This is a genomic window from Pantoea sp. X-Soil-TKNS-1207, assembly GCF_059730485.1.
The window spans coordinates 1,345,757-1,364,183 of the sequence record NZ_AP035958.1; the positions used below are offsets into that span (position 1 = coordinate 1,345,757).

At 59.6% G+C, this 18,427-nt stretch carries 19 protein-coding genes; 14 read left to right on the forward strand and 5 right to left on the reverse strand.

What is annotated here, in order from left to right; translation table 11 throughout:
• Nucleotides 1-3 precede the first annotated feature (3 nt).
• Nucleotides 4-297, reverse strand: a complete 294-nt coding sequence (locus AC6I8V_RS06200) for a hypothetical protein (RefSeq protein WP_497845015.1) — start codon at nucleotides 295-297, stop codon at nucleotides 4-6.
• Between the two features lie 225 nt (nucleotides 298-522).
• Here AC6I8V_RS06200 and AC6I8V_RS06205 point away from each other — a divergent pair, with 225 nt between their 5' ends.
• From AC6I8V_RS06205 to idi, 3 genes are all read left to right on the forward strand, one after another.
• Nucleotides 523-1,635, forward strand: a complete 1,113-nt coding sequence (locus AC6I8V_RS06205; RefSeq protein ID WP_497845016.1) for a suppressor of fused domain protein — start codon at nucleotides 523-525, stop codon at nucleotides 1,633-1,635.
• Nucleotides 1,636-1,823: 188 nt separating this feature from the next.
• Complete coding sequence (locus AC6I8V_RS06210; protein WP_497845017.1) at nucleotides 1,824-3,719, forward strand: methyl-accepting chemotaxis protein; 1,896 nt, start codon at nucleotides 1,824-1,826, stop codon at nucleotides 3,717-3,719.
• Between the two features lie 197 nt (nucleotides 3,720-3,916).
• Nucleotides 3,917-4,450 (forward strand): isopentenyl-diphosphate Delta-isomerase, encoded by a 534-nt coding sequence (gene idi / locus AC6I8V_RS06215; RefSeq protein ID WP_497845018.1) that lies wholly within the window; start codon nucleotides 3,917-3,919, stop codon nucleotides 4,448-4,450.
• A gap of 173 nt (nucleotides 4,451-4,623) precedes the next feature.
• Here the strand turns inward: idi and AC6I8V_RS06220 are convergent, their stop codons facing one another.
• Nucleotides 4,624-6,090, reverse strand: a complete 1,467-nt coding sequence (locus AC6I8V_RS06220; RefSeq protein ID WP_497845019.1) for an MFS transporter — start codon at nucleotides 6,088-6,090, stop codon at nucleotides 4,624-4,626.
• A 230-nt stretch (nucleotides 6,091-6,320) separates the two neighbouring features.
• Between AC6I8V_RS06220 and osmF the strand changes: the two genes are divergently transcribed.
• The 4 genes from osmF to AC6I8V_RS06240 are packed head-to-tail and all read left to right on the forward strand — an operon-like array spanning nucleotide 6,321 to nucleotide 10,058.
• Nucleotides 6,321-7,229, forward strand: a complete 909-nt coding sequence (gene osmF, locus AC6I8V_RS06225; RefSeq protein WP_497845020.1) for a glycine betaine ABC transporter substrate-binding protein OsmF — start codon at nucleotides 6,321-6,323, stop codon at nucleotides 7,227-7,229.
• 42 nt (nucleotides 7,230-7,271) lie between these two features.
• A complete protein-coding gene (locus tag AC6I8V_RS06230; RefSeq protein ID WP_497845777.1) occupies nucleotides 7,272-8,399 on the forward strand; it encodes an ABC transporter permease in 1,128 nt (375 codons plus the stop codon).
• Nucleotides 8,392-9,327, forward strand: coding sequence for an ABC transporter ATP-binding protein (locus AC6I8V_RS06235; protein ID WP_497845021.1), 936 nt, complete (start codon nucleotides 8,392-8,394; stop codon nucleotides 9,325-9,327). Before AC6I8V_RS06230 ends, AC6I8V_RS06235 begins: the two co-directional genes overlap by 8 nt.
• On the forward strand, nucleotides 9,327-10,058 hold the full coding sequence (locus AC6I8V_RS06240; RefSeq protein ID WP_497845022.1) for an ABC transporter permease: 732 nt from the start codon (nucleotides 9,327-9,329) through the stop codon (nucleotides 10,056-10,058). The genes AC6I8V_RS06235 and AC6I8V_RS06240 overlap by 1 nt, the downstream gene beginning before the upstream one ends.
• On the opposite strand, the gene AC6I8V_RS06245 is transcribed toward AC6I8V_RS06240, so the two are convergent.
• Both AC6I8V_RS06245 and AC6I8V_RS06250 read right to left on the reverse strand, forming a co-directional pair.
• Nucleotides 10,039-10,146 carry a YohO family small membrane protein gene (locus tag AC6I8V_RS06245; protein ID WP_497845023.1) on the reverse strand — a complete coding sequence of 36 codons (108 nt, stop codon included), beginning with the start codon at nucleotides 10,144-10,146 and terminating at the stop codon, nucleotides 10,039-10,041. The two genes, AC6I8V_RS06240 and AC6I8V_RS06245, sit on opposite strands and share 20 nt — an antisense overlap.
• An 83-nt stretch (nucleotides 10,147-10,229) precedes the next feature.
• Nucleotides 10,230-10,964, reverse strand: a complete 735-nt coding sequence (locus tag AC6I8V_RS06250; protein ID WP_497845024.1) for a MerR family transcriptional regulator — start codon at nucleotides 10,962-10,964, stop codon at nucleotides 10,230-10,232.
• A 150-nt stretch (nucleotides 10,965-11,114) separates the two neighbouring features.
• Between AC6I8V_RS06250 and AC6I8V_RS06255 the strand changes: the two genes are divergently transcribed.
• The 3 genes from AC6I8V_RS06255 to AC6I8V_RS06265 are packed head-to-tail and all read left to right on the forward strand — an operon-like array spanning nucleotide 11,115 to nucleotide 12,651.
• Nucleotides 11,115-11,678, forward strand: coding sequence for a helix-turn-helix domain-containing protein (locus tag AC6I8V_RS06255; protein ID WP_497845025.1), 564 nt, complete (start codon nucleotides 11,115-11,117; stop codon nucleotides 11,676-11,678).
• Nucleotides 11,675-12,202: a GNAT family N-acetyltransferase gene (locus AC6I8V_RS06260; protein WP_497845026.1), complete on the forward strand. Its 528-nt coding sequence runs from the start codon at nucleotides 11,675-11,677 to the stop codon at nucleotides 12,200-12,202. The genes AC6I8V_RS06255 and AC6I8V_RS06260 overlap by 4 nt, the downstream gene beginning before the upstream one ends.
• Nucleotides 12,199-12,651 carry a GNAT family N-acetyltransferase gene (locus tag AC6I8V_RS06265; RefSeq protein ID WP_497845027.1) on the forward strand — a complete coding sequence of 151 codons (453 nt, stop codon included), beginning with the start codon at nucleotides 12,199-12,201 and terminating at the stop codon, nucleotides 12,649-12,651. The genes AC6I8V_RS06260 and AC6I8V_RS06265 overlap by 4 nt, the downstream gene beginning before the upstream one ends.
• Before the next feature lie 728 nt (nucleotides 12,652-13,379).
• On the opposite strand, the gene AC6I8V_RS06270 is transcribed toward AC6I8V_RS06265, so the two are convergent.
• Nucleotides 13,380-14,351 (reverse strand): LysR family transcriptional regulator, encoded by a 972-nt coding sequence (locus AC6I8V_RS06270; RefSeq protein WP_497845028.1) that lies wholly within the window; start codon nucleotides 14,349-14,351, stop codon nucleotides 13,380-13,382.
• Between the two features lie 145 nt (nucleotides 14,352-14,496).
• Between AC6I8V_RS06270 and argH the strand changes: the two genes are divergently transcribed.
• From argH to AC6I8V_RS06290, 4 genes are read left to right on the forward strand one after another with little or no spacing between them, the layout of a single operon-like run.
• On the forward strand, nucleotides 14,497-15,924 hold the full coding sequence (argH, locus tag AC6I8V_RS06275; RefSeq protein WP_497845029.1) for an argininosuccinate lyase: 1,428 nt from the start codon (nucleotides 14,497-14,499) through the stop codon (nucleotides 15,922-15,924).
• A gap of 10 nt (nucleotides 15,925-15,934) precedes the next feature.
• A complete protein-coding gene (locus AC6I8V_RS06280; RefSeq protein ID WP_497845030.1) occupies nucleotides 15,935-16,807 on the forward strand; it encodes an amino acid ABC transporter permease in 873 nt (290 codons plus the stop codon).
• Nucleotides 16,808-16,820: 13 nt separating this feature from the next.
• Entirely contained in the window at nucleotides 16,821-17,585 is a 765-nt protein-coding gene (locus tag AC6I8V_RS06285) for an amino acid ABC transporter ATP-binding protein (protein WP_497845031.1), read from the forward strand.
• A gap of 18 nt (nucleotides 17,586-17,603) precedes the next feature.
• A complete protein-coding gene (locus AC6I8V_RS06290; RefSeq protein ID WP_497845032.1) occupies nucleotides 17,604-18,425 on the forward strand; it encodes an ABC transporter substrate-binding protein in 822 nt (273 codons plus the stop codon).
• The last annotated feature ends 2 nt before the right edge of the window (nucleotides 18,426-18,427 follow it).

Here is an 18,427-nt window from a genome sequence, read left to right on the forward strand (position 1 = left end):
GCGTTACAGGCGAAACTCATCCTGAGATTTGGTGTAAGTACGCGGGGTGCGGGCTTCGCGCCGCAGCGTCAATTGCCGTTGCTGGTAATGATGCAGCAGCATTCCCAGCCCGAGGCCAATCAGCGCCAGCGGCAGCAGGCTGTAGTAGAGATCGGCGGGCAACAGGATCAGCAGGGCAATGCCCGCCAGCATCAGCGTCAGTGCAGACATCACCCAGGTGTAGCGAATAAACAGCCATACCAGCAGGGCGAAAATCACCACATCGCGCAGGTTCAAATCCAGGTTTTGCAGCACCATTGCGGTAACTCCTTTGATGCGAATATGCTGACAATACCATGCGTTACGGCGAAAGAATCGCGAATTAATTTGAAGCATGGCAGCGCAGCATCAGGCAAATCTTCAGCATTCCTCATCTTTCGTCTCTGGCACTTTGAGAGTTTTACCCTTGTGTCGCGTGGCACGAGTGCCGATCCTGCTCTATTCTCGGGGGAAATGGATCCCTCCAGGCATTGTTGAGGCGTTATGACACACCAACCTCTGATTGCTGAGGTACCAAATCAGCAACATACGTTAACGGCCATCGTCGAGCAGGACGCGCGCACAGCCTATTTTTATATCTGGCCGAGCGACCTGTTTCGCAGCCAGTACGCGGTGCGCGGTTGCTGGTTACGCAACCTGCTGCCCGCTCCCGCCAGCGAAGATCGCGCGGCGATGGAGCAGGGCATAGCGCCGCTGCTCAGCGCTGAATATTGCCGCACGCTGGAAGCGGAACCGCCGCTCGATCCGGCCGGATTGCAGGTGCTGTGGGAGCCAGGCGACAACGGTGCCGCGTTGTGGTATTACGGCCAGCTGCTGGCGGTGATCCCTGGCTGGAGCCTGTATCAGGACAAGCAGGTGAGCTTCTCGGCGGGCTGCATCAAACAAAATCGCCTGACCGCGCCGCTCGGTTCTGCCTCGACCAATGATTACTACGCCCGTGCCGAGCAGCAGCGTAATTTCTGGCGCGACTGGCATGACGGCCATCTGTGGGATGTGGTGCAGCGCGAGCTGATGCAGTGCTATCAGGCGCAGTTTGGCGAGTCGGTGAAGTATTACGCCATCGATCAGGGCAGCTGGCCGCCGATGGCGATTTCGCAGCACTGGCACCAGGGCGTCTGGTATTTTCTCACCCTTGGGATGGGCATCCGGCCGATGCCGCAGGTGGATTACCTGTTCGATGAGCTGGCGCCGCAGTACCGCCGCATTGAGCTGGCGATGGCGGTGGATGGCGAAGTGATGAACGAGTCCAACGCGGTGCAGATGGCGAGCGCGCTGGCGGAGTTTGCTCATCTGCCGTGGGCGCGACTCACCTGGCTTGGCGAAGGGCATACGCTGGCATCAGAAGTGGCGCCGGTGGGTTTTGAAAGTTTCCTGCTGGCTAACGGGCTGGCGCCCGAGTCGGCGCAGTTCCGCCTGCCGAAGCGTGATGGCGATCGAGTGAATCTGTTGTGGTCAACGCCGATCACCGAGGCGGAGCGCCAGTTTGCCCAGGCCGATGAACGCGGCGGGCAGCAGCTGTTGCAGCGCCTGCTGGCGGAGGGCAACGATCACATTTTTCGTCCACGGCAGGAAGTGGTGGAGCTTCCCGCTCCGTAATGGTAGCGGCGCGATTTATCGCGCTGTTTTTTAAGCTGAAATTAAAAGCACGCGATAAATCACGCCGCGACACCATCACCGGCATTAACTCTATTTTCTGCTTTGTGATCTGACTCACCTCAAGTTCCTCCTTAACAAGCCGTTAACCCGGATCATGCATCTCGTCACTCCAGGGTAAGGGCATTCTTATGTTAAAAACTACACAGTCACGCTTCACCGCGACCCTCGTCGCCTTTTTCGTTGTCCTGATGCTGGTTACCGTGCTGGTGATCAATCAGTTTATTGCGCCACAGCTCACTGAGAATGAGAGCCGCCTGGTGCGTTACGAGGTTGATAATCTGGCTGGACGCATTGTCGAGCAGATGAACCGCGTACAGGCGCAGCAGCGTGCCATCACCGAAGCTGCGGGCGTTATGGACAGCGCCACCATTGATACGCTGTTGCCGGCGATGGTTAACCAATATCAGGACAGCAACGTCTTCGGCGGCGGTATCTGGCCGTTGCCGAACCTTCGCGATCCGGCGAAAGAGAAAGACAGCTCGTTCTTCGCGCGTAACGCCAGCAATCAATTGCAGGTGAACACTTACTGGAACTCCGACGCTGCCGACAAATACTGGGTACAGCCGTGGTACAAAGACGGCATGGCCGCCGCCAAAGGGCAGTGCGCCTGGGCGAAAGCCTACCAGGATGCCGCCAGCCCGCAGCCGCGTACCAACTGTGCGATGGCGATCTATCGCAATGGCACCGCCTGGGGTGTCGCCACCATTGACGTCACCCTCGGATTCTTCAACCAGCTGGCCAAACAGATGGGTGAGGCGATTCAGGGCCGGGTGCTGATCGTTGAAGCCGATGGCAAAGTGGTGGGCAACGCCGCGCTGGTGGATGCTGCACCGAAACTGGAAAACCTCTCCGATACCCAACTGCCGGTGGCGGCTACGCTGAAAACGCTGTTAAGCCAGGCGGGCAGCCAGCCGACGCAGGCGACCTACAAGGCGGACGATGGCGAGCATACCCTGTTCCTGCAAGCGATCCCCGGTAGCCCGTGGTATCTCGCCAGCGATGTGCCGTCGAGCCTGCTGGATGCGCAAACCCACAGTATGCTGACCCGACTCGGTCTGGTGCAGATCCCGCTGGCGGTGATCCTGCTGCTGGTGCTGCTCGGTTTTGTGCGCGCCATGATGAAACGTCTCAGCGTGCTGAACCGCAATATCGAAGCGCTGTCGACCGGCGGTGCCGATCTTACCCAGCGTCTGCCTGCCAGCAACAGCCCGGAATTTAACGCCGTGGCGCAGAGCTTCAACCAGTTCATTGCCTATTTACAGGGGCTGATGCGTCAGGTAGGCGACAGCGCGCTGGCGATCACCGCAGCGTCGCGTGAAATCGCCAGCGGCAACGCCGATCTCTCGGCACGCACCGAATCGCAGGCCAGCTCGATTGTCGAAACCGCGGCCTCGATGGAGCAGCTGACCGGCACGGTACGTCAGAACGCCGATAACGCCACCCACGCCAACCAACTGGCTGATGGCGCCTCGCAGGTGGCGGCGCGCGGCACCGAGGTGGTTCGTCAGGTGGTGAGCACCATGGGCGAGATTCATCACTCCTCGCGTAAAGTGGTGGATATCATCAGCGTGATCGACAGCATCGCCTTCCAGACCAATATCCTGGCGCTGAACGCGGCGGTGGAAGCGGCACGCGCCGGTGAGCAGGGCCGTGGTTTTGCCGTGGTGGCGTCGGAAGTGCGCAATCTGGCGCAGCGCTCGGCTAACTCGGCGCGGGAGATTAAGAAGCTGATTGAGGAGTCGGTGGCGAATATCGATACCGGCAGCCAGCTGGTAGAGCAGGCCGGACAAACCATGGATGAGCTGATGCAGGGCGTCAGCAGCGTGACCACGCTGATGGGCGAAATCATGTCCGCCAGCCGTGAGCAGAGCATGGGTATCGACCAGGTTAACGTGGCCATCACCCAACTTGACGGCAGCACCCAGCAGAACGCGGCGCTGGTGGAACAGGTTTCTGCCGCTGCGCGCGCCATGGAAGAACAAAGCGTGCAGCTGGAGCTGGTGGTACAGAGCTTTAAACTTTAATCACATCCCCACGGTGGCCCCTGCCGGGTCACCGTTTTCTCCTTTCCTGACGCCAATTCCCCATTTTTTATGCTGCTGTGCCGTCTGGCTGCTAAGATTACTTTTCCCCTGCGCAAGCGCACGGAATGTACGCTATTTTCCCCGCCAGCGGCGCCGGGATTGTGTACAATGGTTGAGATTTTTCTGAAGGAGTTGTCATGTCCGCCATAGAAGTTATTCTCGTCGACCACCTCGATCGTCCCACCGGTAAAATGGAAAAGCTGGAAGTGCATGAAAAGGGATTGCTGCATCGTGCAGTAACGGTTTACGTTTTCAACTCGCGGCATGAACTGCTGTTGCAACGCCGTGCCAGCGGTAAATATCACTGCGGCGGTTTGTGGAGCAACACCTGTTGCGGGCATCCGTATCCACAGGAATCGACCCGAGGCGCTGCCGAACGTCGTTTGCGTGAAGAGATGGGCCTGTCGCTGTCGCTGACCCCGGTGTTTGAGCTGAGCTACAATCTGCCGCTCAGCAACGGTCTGACCGAACATGAATACGGCCACGTCTTCTTTGCCATCAGCGATGAGCAGCCGGAGCTGAATCCGGAAGAGGCCGATGCCTGGTGTTACCGGTCGGTGGCGCAGATCCAGCAGGAAATTGCGCAGCATCCGGAGCAGTTCACGCCGTGGTTTCTTTACACCTTCGCACGGATTCCGGCCACGCTGGGCGCGTTTCAGCTCACGGCCTGATCGCGTCGCTTGCCAGGTGCGTATAAATACGCACCCTACGATGTATCGGCATTCACGCCGACCAGGCGAAAATACGCACCCCGCAATGTAGGGTCGGCATTGATGCCGACCAAGCGAAAATACGCACCCCGCAGTGTAGGGTCGGCATTAATGCCGACCTATGCCGACCGGTATTAACGATTAAAATCCTCCGCATCCACATCGTAACCCGAAGGTTCCCAGCGAATCGCCAGCAGCGCCAGCAATCCAGCCAGCGGTGCTAAGAAGATCACCCAGAACACGCCGGTGCCGAATGCGGCCACCAGCAGCGGGAAGAGAAACAGCGACACGGTGGAGCTGCCACGCATCAGCGTCTGGTTAAAACCCACGCCCACGCCGCGCAGGGAAGCCGGGTAGCTGAGCGAGGCGAAGGTCATGGTATGCGAACCAGGGCCAAAACCCTGACCGAACAGGAACAGCGCCAGCATGGCAATCGCCAGCGCCGCCTGCTCGCCACCCACCGGACGACCAATCAGCGCCAGACCCAGCAGCGCCACGCACTGACAGGCGTAACCCGTTACCGACATCTTCCACGCGCCGAGACGCGGCACCAGCCGCACCGCCAGCAAACCGCCGACAAAGGCAAACAACAGATTCAGCGCCAGCGACACCAGAATGGTGGTGAGCATCGACTGGGCAAAGAAGCTGGAGATAATCACCGGCAGGCCAAACGCCACCGCGTTATAGGCAAAGGAGGAGGCGATAGAGGTCACGGTCGCCAGCACGGTTCGACGGCGATACACCCCCTGCAACAACGCGCCATAGTTGCGCCAGCTGGCTTTACGCACCACCGGCTGGCTCAGATCGGCATCGCTCGCCACCTGGGCATTGATATTGTAGGAACGGCGCAAAATCTCCGCCGCCCCATTGAGATTGCCCTGATTGGCGGCCCAGATTGGCGACTCACTCATATAACGGCTGCGGATAGCGATAATCAGCAGCGCCGGAACCGCACCGAAGCCGAGAATTAAGCGCCACAGCCAGTCGGTATGGCTCTCCGGCAGCACCGCGTACAGCAGCAGCACCAGCAGGTAGGAGATACTGATCGCCGCATACCAGGTGGGACACCACATCGCCACGCTGGCGGCCTTGTTGCCCTGGCCGCGCAGCTTCGAGAACTCGGCCAGAAACGCCATCGCCACCGGTAAATCGATACCGACGCCCAGGCCCATCACAAAACGCGCGCCGCCCAGCACATATTCGTTCGGCGCAAAGGCACAGGCCAGCGCCGCCACCACGAAGAAGAACATATCGGCCATAAACACGCGATAACGGCCAATTTTATCGGTCAGATAGCCGCCGATCAGCGCACCGACGATGGCACCGAAGGTAATCGCCGACGCCACCATGCCGGTGCCGGTGGGGGTCAGATGGAACTCGCGAGCCACATCTTTGATACCAAACGCCAGCGCGCCGAGATCGTAGGCATCGAGAAACACGCCGCCCAGCGCGATAGCGATAACGATGCGCGCGTTGCTGCGCGACTGCTCGCTGTTATTAACCAGGTTGGTGACGTTGGCCGCGCTGCGGATCCATTGCGTTTCACCCTGAGGTTGATTCCCTGCCAGCGCCACATGGGCGGGAGAAGTTAAGTCGGACATGATGTTGTTGTCTGTATTTTTGTAAATATGGGTGATTGAGAATAATCCTCAGGCAGCGGCTGAAAAATTCCATTTGGTTATATGACCTGTCGATTGGTTATAAACAACTTGAAGTGAATAGCAGAAATTGACTGAAGCGGAAGTGCTAAGCGCACTTGACCGCGCCCATCCCGGTTCGCCAGGCTACGCTTGTAACTCACCATACGATAACAATACCGAGGGCGAACAGCATGATTAAGCAGGGTTTACTGGGAATGGTAGCGCTGGCATTGAGCATCAGCGCAGCGCAGGCGGCCGATCCGGTGCGCGTGGGGTCGAAGATTGATACCGAAGGTTCGCTGCTCGGCAATATCATCCTGCAAGTGCTGAATAAGCACGGGGTGCAAACCGTTAATAAAATTCAGCTCGGCACCACCCAGGTGGTGCGCGGCGCCATCACTGCGGGCGCGCTGGATATCTATCCTGAATACACCGGCAACGGGGCATTTTTCTTTAATGATGAGAAAGACCCGGCGTGGAAGAATGCGCAGCAGGGCTATGACAAGGTGAAGACCCTGGATGCCGAAAAAAACCACCTGGTGTGGCTGACCCCGGCGCCTGCCAACAACACCTGGACCATTGCGGTGCGTAACGATGTCGCGCAGCAAAACAAACTGACGTCGCTGGCGGATCTGAGCCAGTACCTGAAAAAAGGCGGCACCTTCAAACTGGCGGCCTCGGCGGAGTTTATCGAACGCAGCGATGCGCTACCGGCATTTGAAAAAGCCTACGGCTTCAAGCTCGATCAGGCGCAGTTGCTGTCGCTGGCGGGCGGCGATACGGCGGTGACCATCAAAGCGGCGGCGCAGCAGACATCCGGCGTCAATGCGGCGATGGCTTACGGCACCGACGGTCCGGTAGCGGCGCTTGGCCTGCAAACCTTAACCGATCCGAAAGGGGTACAGCCAATTTATGCGCCGACCCCGGTGATCCGCGAGGTGGTGCTGAAGCAGTATCCCGAGATCGCCACCTGGTTAAAACCGGTGTTCAGCAAACTCGACGAGAAGACGCTGCAACAGCTTAATGCGCAGATCGCGGTTGACGGTCAGGATGCCAGCCAGGTGGCGCAGCAGTGGCTACAGCAGAATAAGTTGCTGTAACGCGTGGCGTCATTGTTGGGGCGACCGCGTCAGCAGCCGGTCATGCTGACGCTGCTGGTGCTGCTGAGCCTGGCGCTCGCCGCGCTGCCGCTGCTCAGCTACGCGGCAAACCGGCTGGTATCGGGGCAGCCGCTGATGCTGTGGCAGATCCCGCAGAGCGCGTTGCTGCTGCTGCCGCTGCTGGCGCTGTGGCTGCTGTTGTGGGCGCGGCCGGGCCGTCGCAGCGCGCTGTTGTTGCTGGCCGCTGCCGAATGCCTGTTTGCGTTACTGATCTGGCTGGGCGGCCATCAGGCGACGCTGCTGGCGCAAAGCGGCAGCCGACTGGCACGCACCGCCTTCGGCAGCGGCCTGTGGAGTGCGGCCGCGCTGACGCTGCTGCTGGCGGCGGAAGCGGTTCGCCAGATCAGCCGCCAGACGGCGTGGCGCATTGTGCTTAACCTGCAAATCTGGCTGATCCCGGTGGGTCTGCTGCTGAGCGGCCATCTTAATCAACTCTCCCTGTTAAAAGAGTACGCCAACCGCACCGCGGTGTTTGACGCTGCTTTCAGCCAGCATCTGACGCTGCTGGGCGGCACGCTGTTGCCGACGCTGCTGATTGGCCTGCCGCTCGGCATCGTGATCGCCCGGCGCACGCGCTGGCAACAGGCGGCGTTCAGCGTCCTCAACCTGATTCAGACCGTACCGTCGGTGGCGCTGTTTGGCCTGCTGATCGCGCCGCTGGCCGGGCTGGCGGCGCACTTTCCCATCCTGGGACGCTGGGGTATTGGCGGGATCGGCATGGCGCCCGCGCTGATTGCGCTGGTGCTGTACGCGCTGCTGCCGCTGGTGCGCAGCGTGGTGGCCGGTCTGCAACAGGTGCCGCAGGAGGTGCGCGAAACGGCGCGCGGCATGGGGATGAGCCGCTGGCAGCAGTTCTGGTATGCCGAGCTGCCGCTGGCGCTGCCGGTGTGGCTCTCGGGGCTGCGCGTGGTGGTGGTGCAGACGCTGGGACTGGCGGTGGTGGCGGCGCTGATTGGCGCGGGCGGTTTTGGTGCCATCCTGTTTCAGGGGTTGCTGAGCAGCGCGCTGGATTTGGTGCTGCTGGGAGTGATTCCGGTGGTGGCGCTGGCGGTGATTGCCGATGCGCTGCTGCGCTTACTGGCCGCGTTGCTGGAGAGACAACATGATTGAATTCAACCAGGTAAACAAAGTCTTCGACGGCAAAGCGGCGATCCGCAATCTGTCGCTGCAAATTGAAAAGGGCAGCTTTACGGTGCTGATTGGCACCTCCGGCTCGGGAAAATCGACCACGCTGAAGATGATCAATCGGCTGGTCGAACATGACAGCGGTGAAATCCGCTTTGCCGGTGAAGCCATTGAACGTATGGATGCGCGCGCGCTGCGGCGCCGTATCGGCTATGCCATTCAGTCGATTGGCCTGTTCCCGCACTGGGACGTGGCGAAAAACATCGCCACCGTGCCGTCGCTGCTCGGCTGGCCCAAAGCGCGTATTCGCGAGCGGGTGGCTGAACTGCTGGCGTTGCTCAATCTGGACGCTCATCTGGCGACGCGCTACCCGCACCAGCTCTCTGGCGGGCAGCAGCAGCGGGTCGGCGTAGCGCGCGCGCTGGCGGCCGACCCCGAGTTGTTGCTGATGGACGAACCCTTCGGCGCGCTCGATCCGGTCAACCGCCAGGCGCTGCAACAGGAGATGCTGCGTATTCACCAGCTCTCCGGTCGTACCATTGTGCTGGTGACGCACGATATTGATGAGGCGCTGACGCTGGCGGATCAGCTGGTGCTGATGGACGGCGGCGAAATTGTCCAGCAGGGCAAACCCATCGAACTGCTGACCCAGCCCGCGACGGATTTCGCCCGCCAGTTCTTTGGTCATAGCGAACTCGGCGTACGGTTGCTGGCGCTGGGCCGGGCGGGCAGCGTGGTCCGGCGTGGCGAGTGGCTGGAGGCGGAACCCATCGCCGCCGCGTTAACGCTGCGCGAGGCGCTGTCGCAGTTTATCGCCCGACGTACCGACAAGCTGCCGGTGGTGGATCAACATCAGCAGCCGTTAGGCGTGCTGCACTTCAGCGATCTGCTGCGTCAGCGCGAGGCGACCTGATGCGCTGGCTGAAAGATCCGCTGTGCTGGCTGCTGGCGCTGTTTCTGCTGCTGCTGTGGGGACTGCCGCATAGCGCGCCGCTGTTTGCCCATTGGTTTCCGCAGCTGGAACGGCCGCTGTATCAACAGGATAGCTTCTGGCGCCTGGCGCTGGCGCACCTGCTGCTGGTGGTGAGCGGCAGCGTGCTGGCGGTGGTGGTGGGGGTGAGTTGCGCGGTGTTTGCCACGCGCCGCCACGGTCGGGCATTTCGCCCGCTGCTGGAAACGCTGGCGGCGGCCGGGCAAACCTTTCCGCCGGTGGCGGTGCTGGCGATTGCCGTGCCGGTGATGGGGTTTGGCGCTACGCCTGCGGTGATGGCGCTGTTTCTCTATGGCCTGCTGCCGATTTTGCAGGGGACGCTGGCCGGGCTGGATAGCGTTCCCGCCAGCAACCGTGAAATTGCCAGCGGATTAGGGATGGGGCCGTGGCGGCGTTTGTGGCAAATCGAACTGGCGCTGGCAGCGCCGGTGATCATGGCCGGGATTCGGACCTCGGTGATGATCAATATCGGCACCGCCGCGCTGGCCTCTACGGTAGGCGCGGAAAGCCTCGGGTCGCCGGTGATTATCGGCCTCAGCGGCTTTAACACCGCGTATGTGATTCAGGGGGCGTTGCTGGTGGCGCTGCTGGCGCTGGTGTGTGACCGTGTTCTGGAGCGGGTGCAGCGCTGGCTTAGTTGGCGTGAAGAATAAGGCTGTAGCCGACCAGCATCAGGCCGCCCATGCCGCCAATCGCCATCACGGCAAACAGGGCGCAGATGATAATTTTTTGCCAGTTCATATCAAAACCTGAGAAAAGTCATTGAGGGCGGCATGATAACGCGCACAACGGCCAGGGCAAAGGCCGATGTGTGCGTTTTTTACTTAGGCGGGTTCGTGCAGACGAATGGTAAAACCCTGCGCCTGCCAGTGCTCCAGCTGTTCATGCTGACGGCGGGTGAGTTTTTTGCCGGTCCAGACAAACAGGTTCTGGCCGGGGAATAACTCCGGGCGCGGCAGTTCCAGCGGCTCTGCCAGCACATCCATTCGCCAGCCGTGCTGCGACAGACGCCAGGCCTCCAGCCAGATGCGGGTGCGATCGTCCACGCCCCAGCCAATCATCAGCGCATCTTTGCCCGCCTTTTTACGCGAACCGGCGAGACAAAACGCCACGTAATCAATCAATGCGCCGTCGAGCAGGCTGCACATGGCGCGCGCGGTGTTTTGATCCAGCCCGAGACGCTGGCGTACCGGGACAATGACGTGATCGATCAGCGCATCCACCGGATGTTCGCGGCCGATAGTGGCGATTTTTACCCGCAGCTTGGAGGGTTTTACATGGCGCAACACGCTCATTAACTCTTCCTGTAGCGTGTTCCAGCCGTCGTGTTCATTAACGCTTTCCCCTTCCAGCAGGGCTTTCACCTTGCCGACGGGCACGCCGCTTTCTATCCAGCGTTTGATCTCCTCAATGCGCTGAACATCTTCGTCATCAAACTGCCGGTGACCACCTTCGGTGCGCTGGGGCTTTAACAGACCGTAACGTCGCTGCCAGGCGCGTAGTGTTACCGGGTTGATTCCACAGCGCTCGGCAACGTCGCCGATACTGTATAAGGCCATAACTTCCTCAATATACTGACCTGCATCGCAACACCATAACCGTGCTGCTTAAGTTGTACAACGATTTTTTTTGTGTACAACTTGACCTGTGACGCGGTTTCAGGCTTTATTTCATATATGAGATTTAATTCCCATAAGTGAGAAAACACCATGTCTGAACCGGATACTGAAGATCGGCTGGCCGCACGTCTGGCTGAACTACGTTTGCAACGCGGCTGGTCGCTGGACGAACTGGCAATGGCCACCGGCATCAGTCGGGCCACATTGTCGCGCATTGAGCGCGCCGAGACCAGCCCAACCGCAGCGCTGCTCAATCGACTGTGCGTCGCCTACGGTCTGACCATGTCGCGCTTGCTAAGCGAAGTGGAAGACGAGGCGCCATTGTTGCTGAAACCGGAGCAGCAGCCAGTGTGGCACGATGAGCTGAGCGGTTTCACGCGCCGTAACGTTTCACCGCCTGCCACTCATTTTAGAGCAGAAATGGTTGAAGGGATGCTGAAACCGGGATCGCGTATCGATTATGACGCACCGCCGGTGCAGGGGCTGGAGCAGCATATCTGGTTACAGTCCGGCGAGCTGACCATCAGCATGGAATCACAGCGCTGGACGTTACAGGCGGGCGATTGTCTGCGCTTTCATCTGACCGGCAAATCCTCTTTCACCGCCCACCCGGAAGGGGGAGCGCGTTACATTCTGGTGGTGTGCAAACCATGATCGAAATCGAACAACTTAGCGCCAGCCAGGCGCAACCCCTGGTGGGGGCGTTGTGTGATGTGTTGCAGGGGTGTGTGGCGGACGGCGCCAGCGTCGGTTTTATCGATGCCAGCGATCGCGCCGTGATGGAGCGTTTCTGGCAGGACAAAATTTTCAGCCTTGCCAGCGGCGATAATCAACTGCTGGTGGCGCGCCAGCAGGGCGCAATCGTGGCGACGGTGATGGTGGGGTACAGCGCGATGCCGAATGGCCGCCATCGTGCGGAGATCAGTAAGCTGCTGGTTCACCCGCGCGCGCGACGTCAGGGCATTGCCCGACGGCTGATGCAGCAGGCGGAGCGGCTGGCGGCTGAGAACGGCAAAACGCTGCTGGTGCTGGACACGCGCAGCGGCGATGTCGCCACCGACCTCTATCTGTCGCTCGACTGGCAGATTGCCGGTTCGATTCCTTACTATGCGGAATCGACCGCAGGGGTGCTCGACGCCACTACCGTGATGTTTAAGATGTTACGGGTCTCCGCATGATTGTGGTGGCGCAGGAGCCGATTCAGCAGCCGGATGCCGAATGGCTGCTGGATCGCCTGTCAGCCTCGCTGGCGCAGCTTACCGGGAGCAGCGGGCGCGCCAGTTTTGATCCTGAAGTCATGCAACAGCCAGGAAGTTGTTTTGTGTTGGCGCGAGATGCGCAGCAAAGCCCGGTCGGCTGCGGTGCCTTCCGACCGTTGCTGCCGGGCATTGCTGAACTGAAACGTATGTATGCGCTACATGCCGGGGCGGGCATAGGGGCGGCGATTCTGCAATTTCTGGAACAGCGGGCGCGGGCGCAGGGATATCAGGCGATGTGGCTGGAGACGCGTAAGGTAAATCAGCGCGCGCTGGCGTTTTATGCGCGTCAGGGGTATCAGCCGATTGAGCCATTTGGCGGGTATGTCGGCAATGCGGCGGCGCAGTGTCTGGGGAAAGTTCTGGTTTAAATCCTGTTGCTACGCCAGGTGCTGACGCAGGGTTATCCCCCCGGTGCGCATCAATGCGCACCCTACGGGTCCAGGGTCGGCATTAATGCCGACCAGGCCGATGGCCGCGGGATTGTTCCCCGGTGCGCATTAATGCGCACCCTACGGGTAGGGTCGGCATTAATGCCGACCGGGCCGATGGCCGCAGGATTGTTCCCCGGTGCGCATCAATGCGCACCCTACGGGTGTAGGGTCGGCATTGATGCCGACCAGGCCGATGGCCGCAGGATTGTTCCCCGGTGCGCATTAATGCGCACCCTACGGGTGTAGGGTCGGCATTAATGCCGACCAGGCCGATGACCGCAGGATTGGTCCCCGGTGCGCATCAATGCGCACCCTACGGGTAGGGTCGGCATTAATGCCGACCAGGCCGATGGCCGCAGGATTGTTCCCGGTGCGCATTAATGCGCACCCTACGGGTGTAGGGTCGGCATTAATGCCGACCAGGCCGATGGCCGCAGGATTGTTCCCCGGTGCGCATCAATGCGCACCCTACGGGTAGGGTCGGCATTAATGCCGACCAGGCCGATGACCGCACGGCTCCGTAGCGGCGCGATTTATCGCGCGGGATTGTTCCCCGGTGCGCATCAATGCGCCCCCCACGGGTGTAGGGTCGGCATTAATGCCGACCAGGCCGATGACCGCACAGTTCCGTAGCGGCGCGATTTATCGCGCGGGGTTGCCCCATTTTAGTGCGCGGCCTCAGCCTCCGGGATCGCCAGTGCCTGCATAAACAGCCGGATAATTGGGTTTATTTTGCGCCCCTTCTTCATCATCAGGCAGAACGGGTTCTCCATACGAATCGATTCATCACCCAATTCACACAACTGGCCGCGGGCAATAAAGGCTGCCGCATAATGTTCCGGTAAATAACCAATAAAGTGCCCGGTAAGAATCAGCATAGCAACCGACTCAACCTGTACCGCCTGTACTCCGCTGTCCTGCAATGGAATTAGCCGTCGCGCATCGCGCGGGGTAACATACAAATGATTAATTACTTTCTGCTCACGTAATAATTCCAGCGATATTTTATTATCGCAGCTGCCGGAATAAAGCGGATGCCCCGCTGAGCAATAGAGTTTTGAATATTCTTTATATAACGGGAAGTAATCGAAATCACTTTTCATTTCATAGACCGGCGCAATGCCGCAATGAAAACGCCCTTCGCTAATACCGCGTTCAATATCATCTAATTGAGCCGTTTGCAGGCGTATTTGTACCTTTGGTGCATTCTGGTGCAACTGTTGCACCGCGCTGGTGACCGGGGAGTGCGGATCGGAAATGGTATTATCCACCACGCAGATGGCGATATCGCCCAGCAGCTCATTACGGCTGTTATGCAGGCGTTCGCGGAACAGATTCAGCGACACGAACAGCTCCAGCGTCGCCTGATAGACATTGATGCCGTACTGCGTCAGTTCAAAGCCTTCCCGCCCGCGGCTGCACAGCGTCATGCCGAGGCGAATTTCCAGATCGGAAACCTGTTTACTGATCGCCGCCAGACCAATATTCAGCTCATGACTGGCGGCGGTTAATCCGCCGGCCTCCACCACGCATTTAAATACGCGCAGCAATTTTAAATCGATATTACTTAACGCCAGTACCGCATTATCGCCGCGATTAACCGCATTGTTTCCAGACTGGGAAACTTTACTTTCCATCTTTGCTATTCAACTCCGGAATTATTGCGGTGAAAGTGTAGTGAACCTGAAATGAGCCACATTTACCAGCGCAGGAATAAAATAAGTTTTTATTATCGCTGGTGCCCAATTCATATCGCTATTGAATATTTGAAGGGGAAATTGCATGTCTGAGAAAGCCGAATTGTTATGGGGCGCGCGTTTTAAAGCGGCTCCGGCGGCCAGCTTAACCGCGCTGTCGCGCAGCCCGGATTACTACTTTGCGCTGGCGCCCTACGATTTCGCCGGTTGCCGTGCTCATGCGCGCGAACTGGCGCGTGGCGGCCTGCTGAGCGACGCGGAACTGAGCACCATGCTGGAGGCGATTGACGCGCTGGATGCTGATTTCCGCGCCGGTCAGCTGCACCCCATCGCGGCGGATGAAGATGTGCATACCTTTGTTGAACGCGCGCTGACCGAGCGCTTAGGGCCACTGGGCGGCAAGCTGCGCGCCGGACGTTCACGTAACGATCAGACCGTCAACGACCTGCGCCTCTACCTGCGTGACAACGGCCGTAACGTGGTCACCGCGCTGCTGGGGCTGCAACAGGCGCTGGTGGAGCAGGCGGCGCAACATACCGAAAGCGTGGCGCCGGGCTTTACCCATCTGCAACAGGCGCAGCCGATTGTATTTGGTCATCAGCTGCTGGCCCATGCGCAATCCTTTGCCCGCGATATCGAACGTATGCAGGACTGGGATCGTCGCAGCGCGCGCTGCCCGCTGGGTGCGGCGGCGATGGCCGGTTCCGCCATTGCACGCCAGCCGGAACTGGCCGCAGCCGATCTGGCCTATCTTGCGCCGTGCGAAAACTCGATTGATGCGGTTGCCAGCCGCGACTACGCCGCCGAATTCCTGTTTGTCACCAGCATGATCGGCATCAACCTGTCACGCCTGTGCGAAGAAGTCTGCATGTGGGCGTCACGCCAGTTCCGCTGGGTCGAACTGCACGACAGCTACGCCACCGGCAGCTCCATTATGCCGCAGAAAAAGAACCCGGATATCGCCGAGCTGACGCGTGGCCGCTCCGGTCGTCTGGTCGGCAACCTGATGGCGCTGCTCACCACCATGAAAGCCATGCCGCTCTCCTACAACCGCGACCTGAGTGACGACAAGCGCAACGTGATTGACGCCGTCGATACCCTGCTGCTGGTGCTGCCAGCGATGGCGGGCATGATGGCGACGCTGAAATTCAATACCGACGTGATGCGCGAGCAGGCCCCGGACGGCTTTACGCTGGCGACAGAAGTGGCCGACTGGCTGGCGATGCGCGGTGTGCCATTCCGTGAAGCCCATGAAATCACCGGCCAGCTGGTGCAGCTGTGCGAGCAGCAGGGATGCGGCCTGTCCGACCTCAGCGATGCGCAATTGCAGGCGGTCGATAGCCGTCTGACTGCTGAGGTGCGCGCTGCATTAACGCTGGAATCGGCGCTGGCGGTGCGCAACGGCTACGGCGGCACCGCACCGGTGCGGGTGCGCGAGCAGCTGGCGCGTCTGCAAACCCTGATGCAGGCCCAGCAGCAGTGGGCTGATGACTACGCTGGCCCGCGTGCCTGAGGAGAGGCTTATGTCGCAATCGACACCGACCGCACTGAACAATAGCAACAGCCAGCCGCATTACGATCTCGATCGTTATCAGGTGGTGCCGCGCCGTTATTACGGCCGCATCACCGCCTCGGCCGTGATCCTGATCCTGCTGGCGCTGCTGGTAAATGCCTTTGCCCACGGCAATATCGAATGGTCGTTTGTCGGCCAGTTCTTTACCGCCAAAGCGATTCTCGACGGGGTGGTCAACACCCTGATCATGTCGGTGCTGGCGATGGGCTTTGGCGTCCTGTTCGGGGTGATCACCGCCATCATGTATATGTCGCCCAATCCGGTGCTGCACTACATCGCTGTCGGTTACGCATGGATCTTCCGCGGCACCCCGCTGATTCTGCAACTGCTGCTGTGGTTCAACCTCGCGCTGGTGTTTCCCACCATCAGCATTCCCGGCGTGTTCAGCGTGCAGACCGTCACCATTATGACGCCGTTCCTTGCCGCGCTGCTCGGTCTGAGCATCAACCAGGGCGCTTACACCTCGGAAGTGGTGCGCGCCGGATTGCTGTCGGTGGATACCGGCCAGTATGAGGCGGCGAAAGCCATCGGGATGCCGCGTTTGCAGGCGCTGCAACGCATCATTCTGCCGCAGGCGATGCGGGTGATCCTGCCGCCGGTCGGCAACGAATTTATCAGCATGATCAAAACCACCAGTCTGGCGAGCATGATCCAGTACTCGGAACTGCTCTACAACACCCAGAACATCTACTTCGCCAACGCGCGTGTGATGGAGCTGCTGTTCGTGGCGGGCATCTGGTACCTGATTGTGGTGACGGTGCTGTCGTTTGGTCAGAGCCAGCTGGAACGCTACTTCTCACGCGGCCATCGTCGCCGTAATTAAGGGAGGGAGAGAGATGAGAAACATCGTGCGCGCCGTCAAGGTGAACAAATATTTTGACCAGTTCCACGCGCTTAAGGACGTCAGCCTTGAGGTGAATTACGGCGAAGTGATGTGCATCCTCGGGCCATCCGGCTCCGGTAAAAGCACCTTCCTGCGCTGCATTAACCAGCTGGAGAAAGTCGATCAGGGCGGTATCTGGATCGACAACGAACTGGCGGGCTACCGCATCGCCGGGAACAAACTTCATCCGCTCAGCGATAAGCAGATTGCGCGCCAGCGTTTGCAGACCGGCATGGTATTTCAGCGTTTTAACCTGTTCCCGCATAAGACCGCGCTGGAAAACATTATTGAAGGGCCGTGCCGCGTGCTGCTGCGTCCGAAGCGCGAAGCGAGTGAAGAGGCGATGGCGCTGCTGGATCGCGTGGGTCTGGCGCACAAAGCCCATGACTATCCGCAATCACTCTCCGGCGGCCAGCAGCAGCGTGTGGCGATTGCCCGCGCGCTGGCGATGAAACCCAAACTGATGCTGTTTGATGAACCCACCTCGGCGCTTGACCCGGAAATGGTCGGTGAAGTGCTGGCGGTGATGCGTCAACTGGCGAAAGAAGGCACCACCATGCTGGTGGTTACCCATGAAATGGGCTTTGCCCGTGAGGTAGCCAACCAGGTGGTGTTTATGGACGAGGGACGCATTATCGAGCAGGGCGCACCGGAAGACATTCTGCTGAACCCGCAAAACCCACGGATGAAAAACTTTATCAACGCGATTCTTCTTTAACTGACCGGGGTGAATTGAATGAAAAAATTGTTACTGAGCGCCGTAAGCGCCGCGCTGCTGCTGCAATCCTCTGCCTGGGCGGCCGCTGCCGTGCCTGCGGCGATCAAAGAGAAAGGTCTGACCGTGGCGATCATGCCGAACTATCCGCCGATGGATTTCAAAGATCCCGCCACCAATCAGCTGACCGGCGTGGATTACGATCTCGGCATGGCGATTGGTCAGAAGCTGGGCGTGAAGATCAACTGGCAGGAGATCGCGTTTGAACAGATGGTCAACGCGGTAGTAACCAAACGCGTCGATATGGTGATGTCCGGTATGACTGACACCAAAGAGCGTCAGAAAGTGGTCAGCTTTATCGATTACTTCAAAACCGGTCCGCAGTTCTACACCTTATCGGCGCGCAGCGACATCAACAGCGCGATGGATCTGTGCGGCAAACGCGTCGGCACCAGCCGTCGTACCACCTTCCCGCAGGAGATTGCCAACTGGAGCAAAGAGCACTGCGAATCTGCCGGTAAACCGGCCATCGTGGTGGTGGGCGCGGAAGGGACCGCCGATGCGCGTACTCAGCTGCGTCAGCGTCGTCTGGATGCCGCTGTGCAGGGCAGCGAAACCCTGCCGTACATCATGAACCTGGAAAAAGGCACCTTTAAACCGCTTGATAAAGCCTTCTCCTTCCAGTTCACCGGCATGGCGATCGGTAAAGATGCGCAGGATCTGACCAGTGCCGTGCAGGGCGCGCTGGATGCGATGATTGCCGACGGCAGCTACCAGAAAATCCTCAGCAAATGGGGTCTGAACGACAACGGTGTGGCGAAAGCGACGTTGAACCAGGGCTAACA

Coding starts and splice junctions, on each gene's coding strand:
- AC6I8V_RS06200 (WP_497845015.1), bottom strand. CDS start 297: ATGGTGCTGCAAAACCTGGATTTGAACCTGCGCGATGTGGTGATTTTC.
- AC6I8V_RS06205 (WP_497845016.1), top strand. CDS start 523: ATGACACACCAACCTCTGATTGCTGAGGTACCAAATCAGCAACATACG.
- AC6I8V_RS06210 (WP_497845017.1), top strand. CDS start 1,824: ATGTTAAAAACTACACAGTCACGCTTCACCGCGACCCTCGTCGCCTTT.
- idi (WP_497845018.1), top strand. CDS start 3,917: ATGTCCGCCATAGAAGTTATTCTCGTCGACCACCTCGATCGTCCCACC.
- AC6I8V_RS06220 (WP_497845019.1), bottom strand. CDS start 6,090: ATGTCCGACTTAACTTCTCCCGCCCATGTGGCGCTGGCAGGGAATCAA.
- osmF (WP_497845020.1), top strand. CDS start 6,321: ATGATTAAGCAGGGTTTACTGGGAATGGTAGCGCTGGCATTGAGCATC.
- AC6I8V_RS06230 (WP_497845777.1), top strand. CDS start 7,272: ATGCTGACGCTGCTGGTGCTGCTGAGCCTGGCGCTCGCCGCGCTGCCG.
- AC6I8V_RS06235 (WP_497845021.1), top strand. CDS start 8,392: ATGATTGAATTCAACCAGGTAAACAAAGTCTTCGACGGCAAAGCGGCG.
- AC6I8V_RS06240 (WP_497845022.1), top strand. CDS start 9,327: ATGCGCTGGCTGAAAGATCCGCTGTGCTGGCTGCTGGCGCTGTTTCTG.
- AC6I8V_RS06245 (WP_497845023.1), bottom strand. CDS start 10,146: ATGAACTGGCAAAAAATTATCATCTGCGCCCTGTTTGCCGTGATGGCG.
- AC6I8V_RS06250 (WP_497845024.1), bottom strand. CDS start 10,964: ATGGCCTTATACAGTATCGGCGACGTTGCCGAGCGCTGTGGAATCAAC.
- AC6I8V_RS06255 (WP_497845025.1), top strand. CDS start 11,115: ATGTCTGAACCGGATACTGAAGATCGGCTGGCCGCACGTCTGGCTGAA.
- AC6I8V_RS06260 (WP_497845026.1), top strand. CDS start 11,675: ATGATCGAAATCGAACAACTTAGCGCCAGCCAGGCGCAACCCCTGGTG.
- AC6I8V_RS06265 (WP_497845027.1), top strand. CDS start 12,199: ATGATTGTGGTGGCGCAGGAGCCGATTCAGCAGCCGGATGCCGAATGG.
- AC6I8V_RS06270 (WP_497845028.1), bottom strand. CDS start 14,351: ATGGAAAGTAAAGTTTCCCAGTCTGGAAACAATGCGGTTAATCGCGGC.
- argH (WP_497845029.1), top strand. CDS start 14,497: ATGTCTGAGAAAGCCGAATTGTTATGGGGCGCGCGTTTTAAAGCGGCT.
- AC6I8V_RS06280 (WP_497845030.1), top strand. CDS start 15,935: ATGTCGCAATCGACACCGACCGCACTGAACAATAGCAACAGCCAGCCG.
- AC6I8V_RS06285 (WP_497845031.1), top strand. CDS start 16,821: ATGAGAAACATCGTGCGCGCCGTCAAGGTGAACAAATATTTTGACCAG.
- AC6I8V_RS06290 (WP_497845032.1), top strand. CDS start 17,604: ATGAAAAAATTGTTACTGAGCGCCGTAAGCGCCGCGCTGCTGCTGCAA.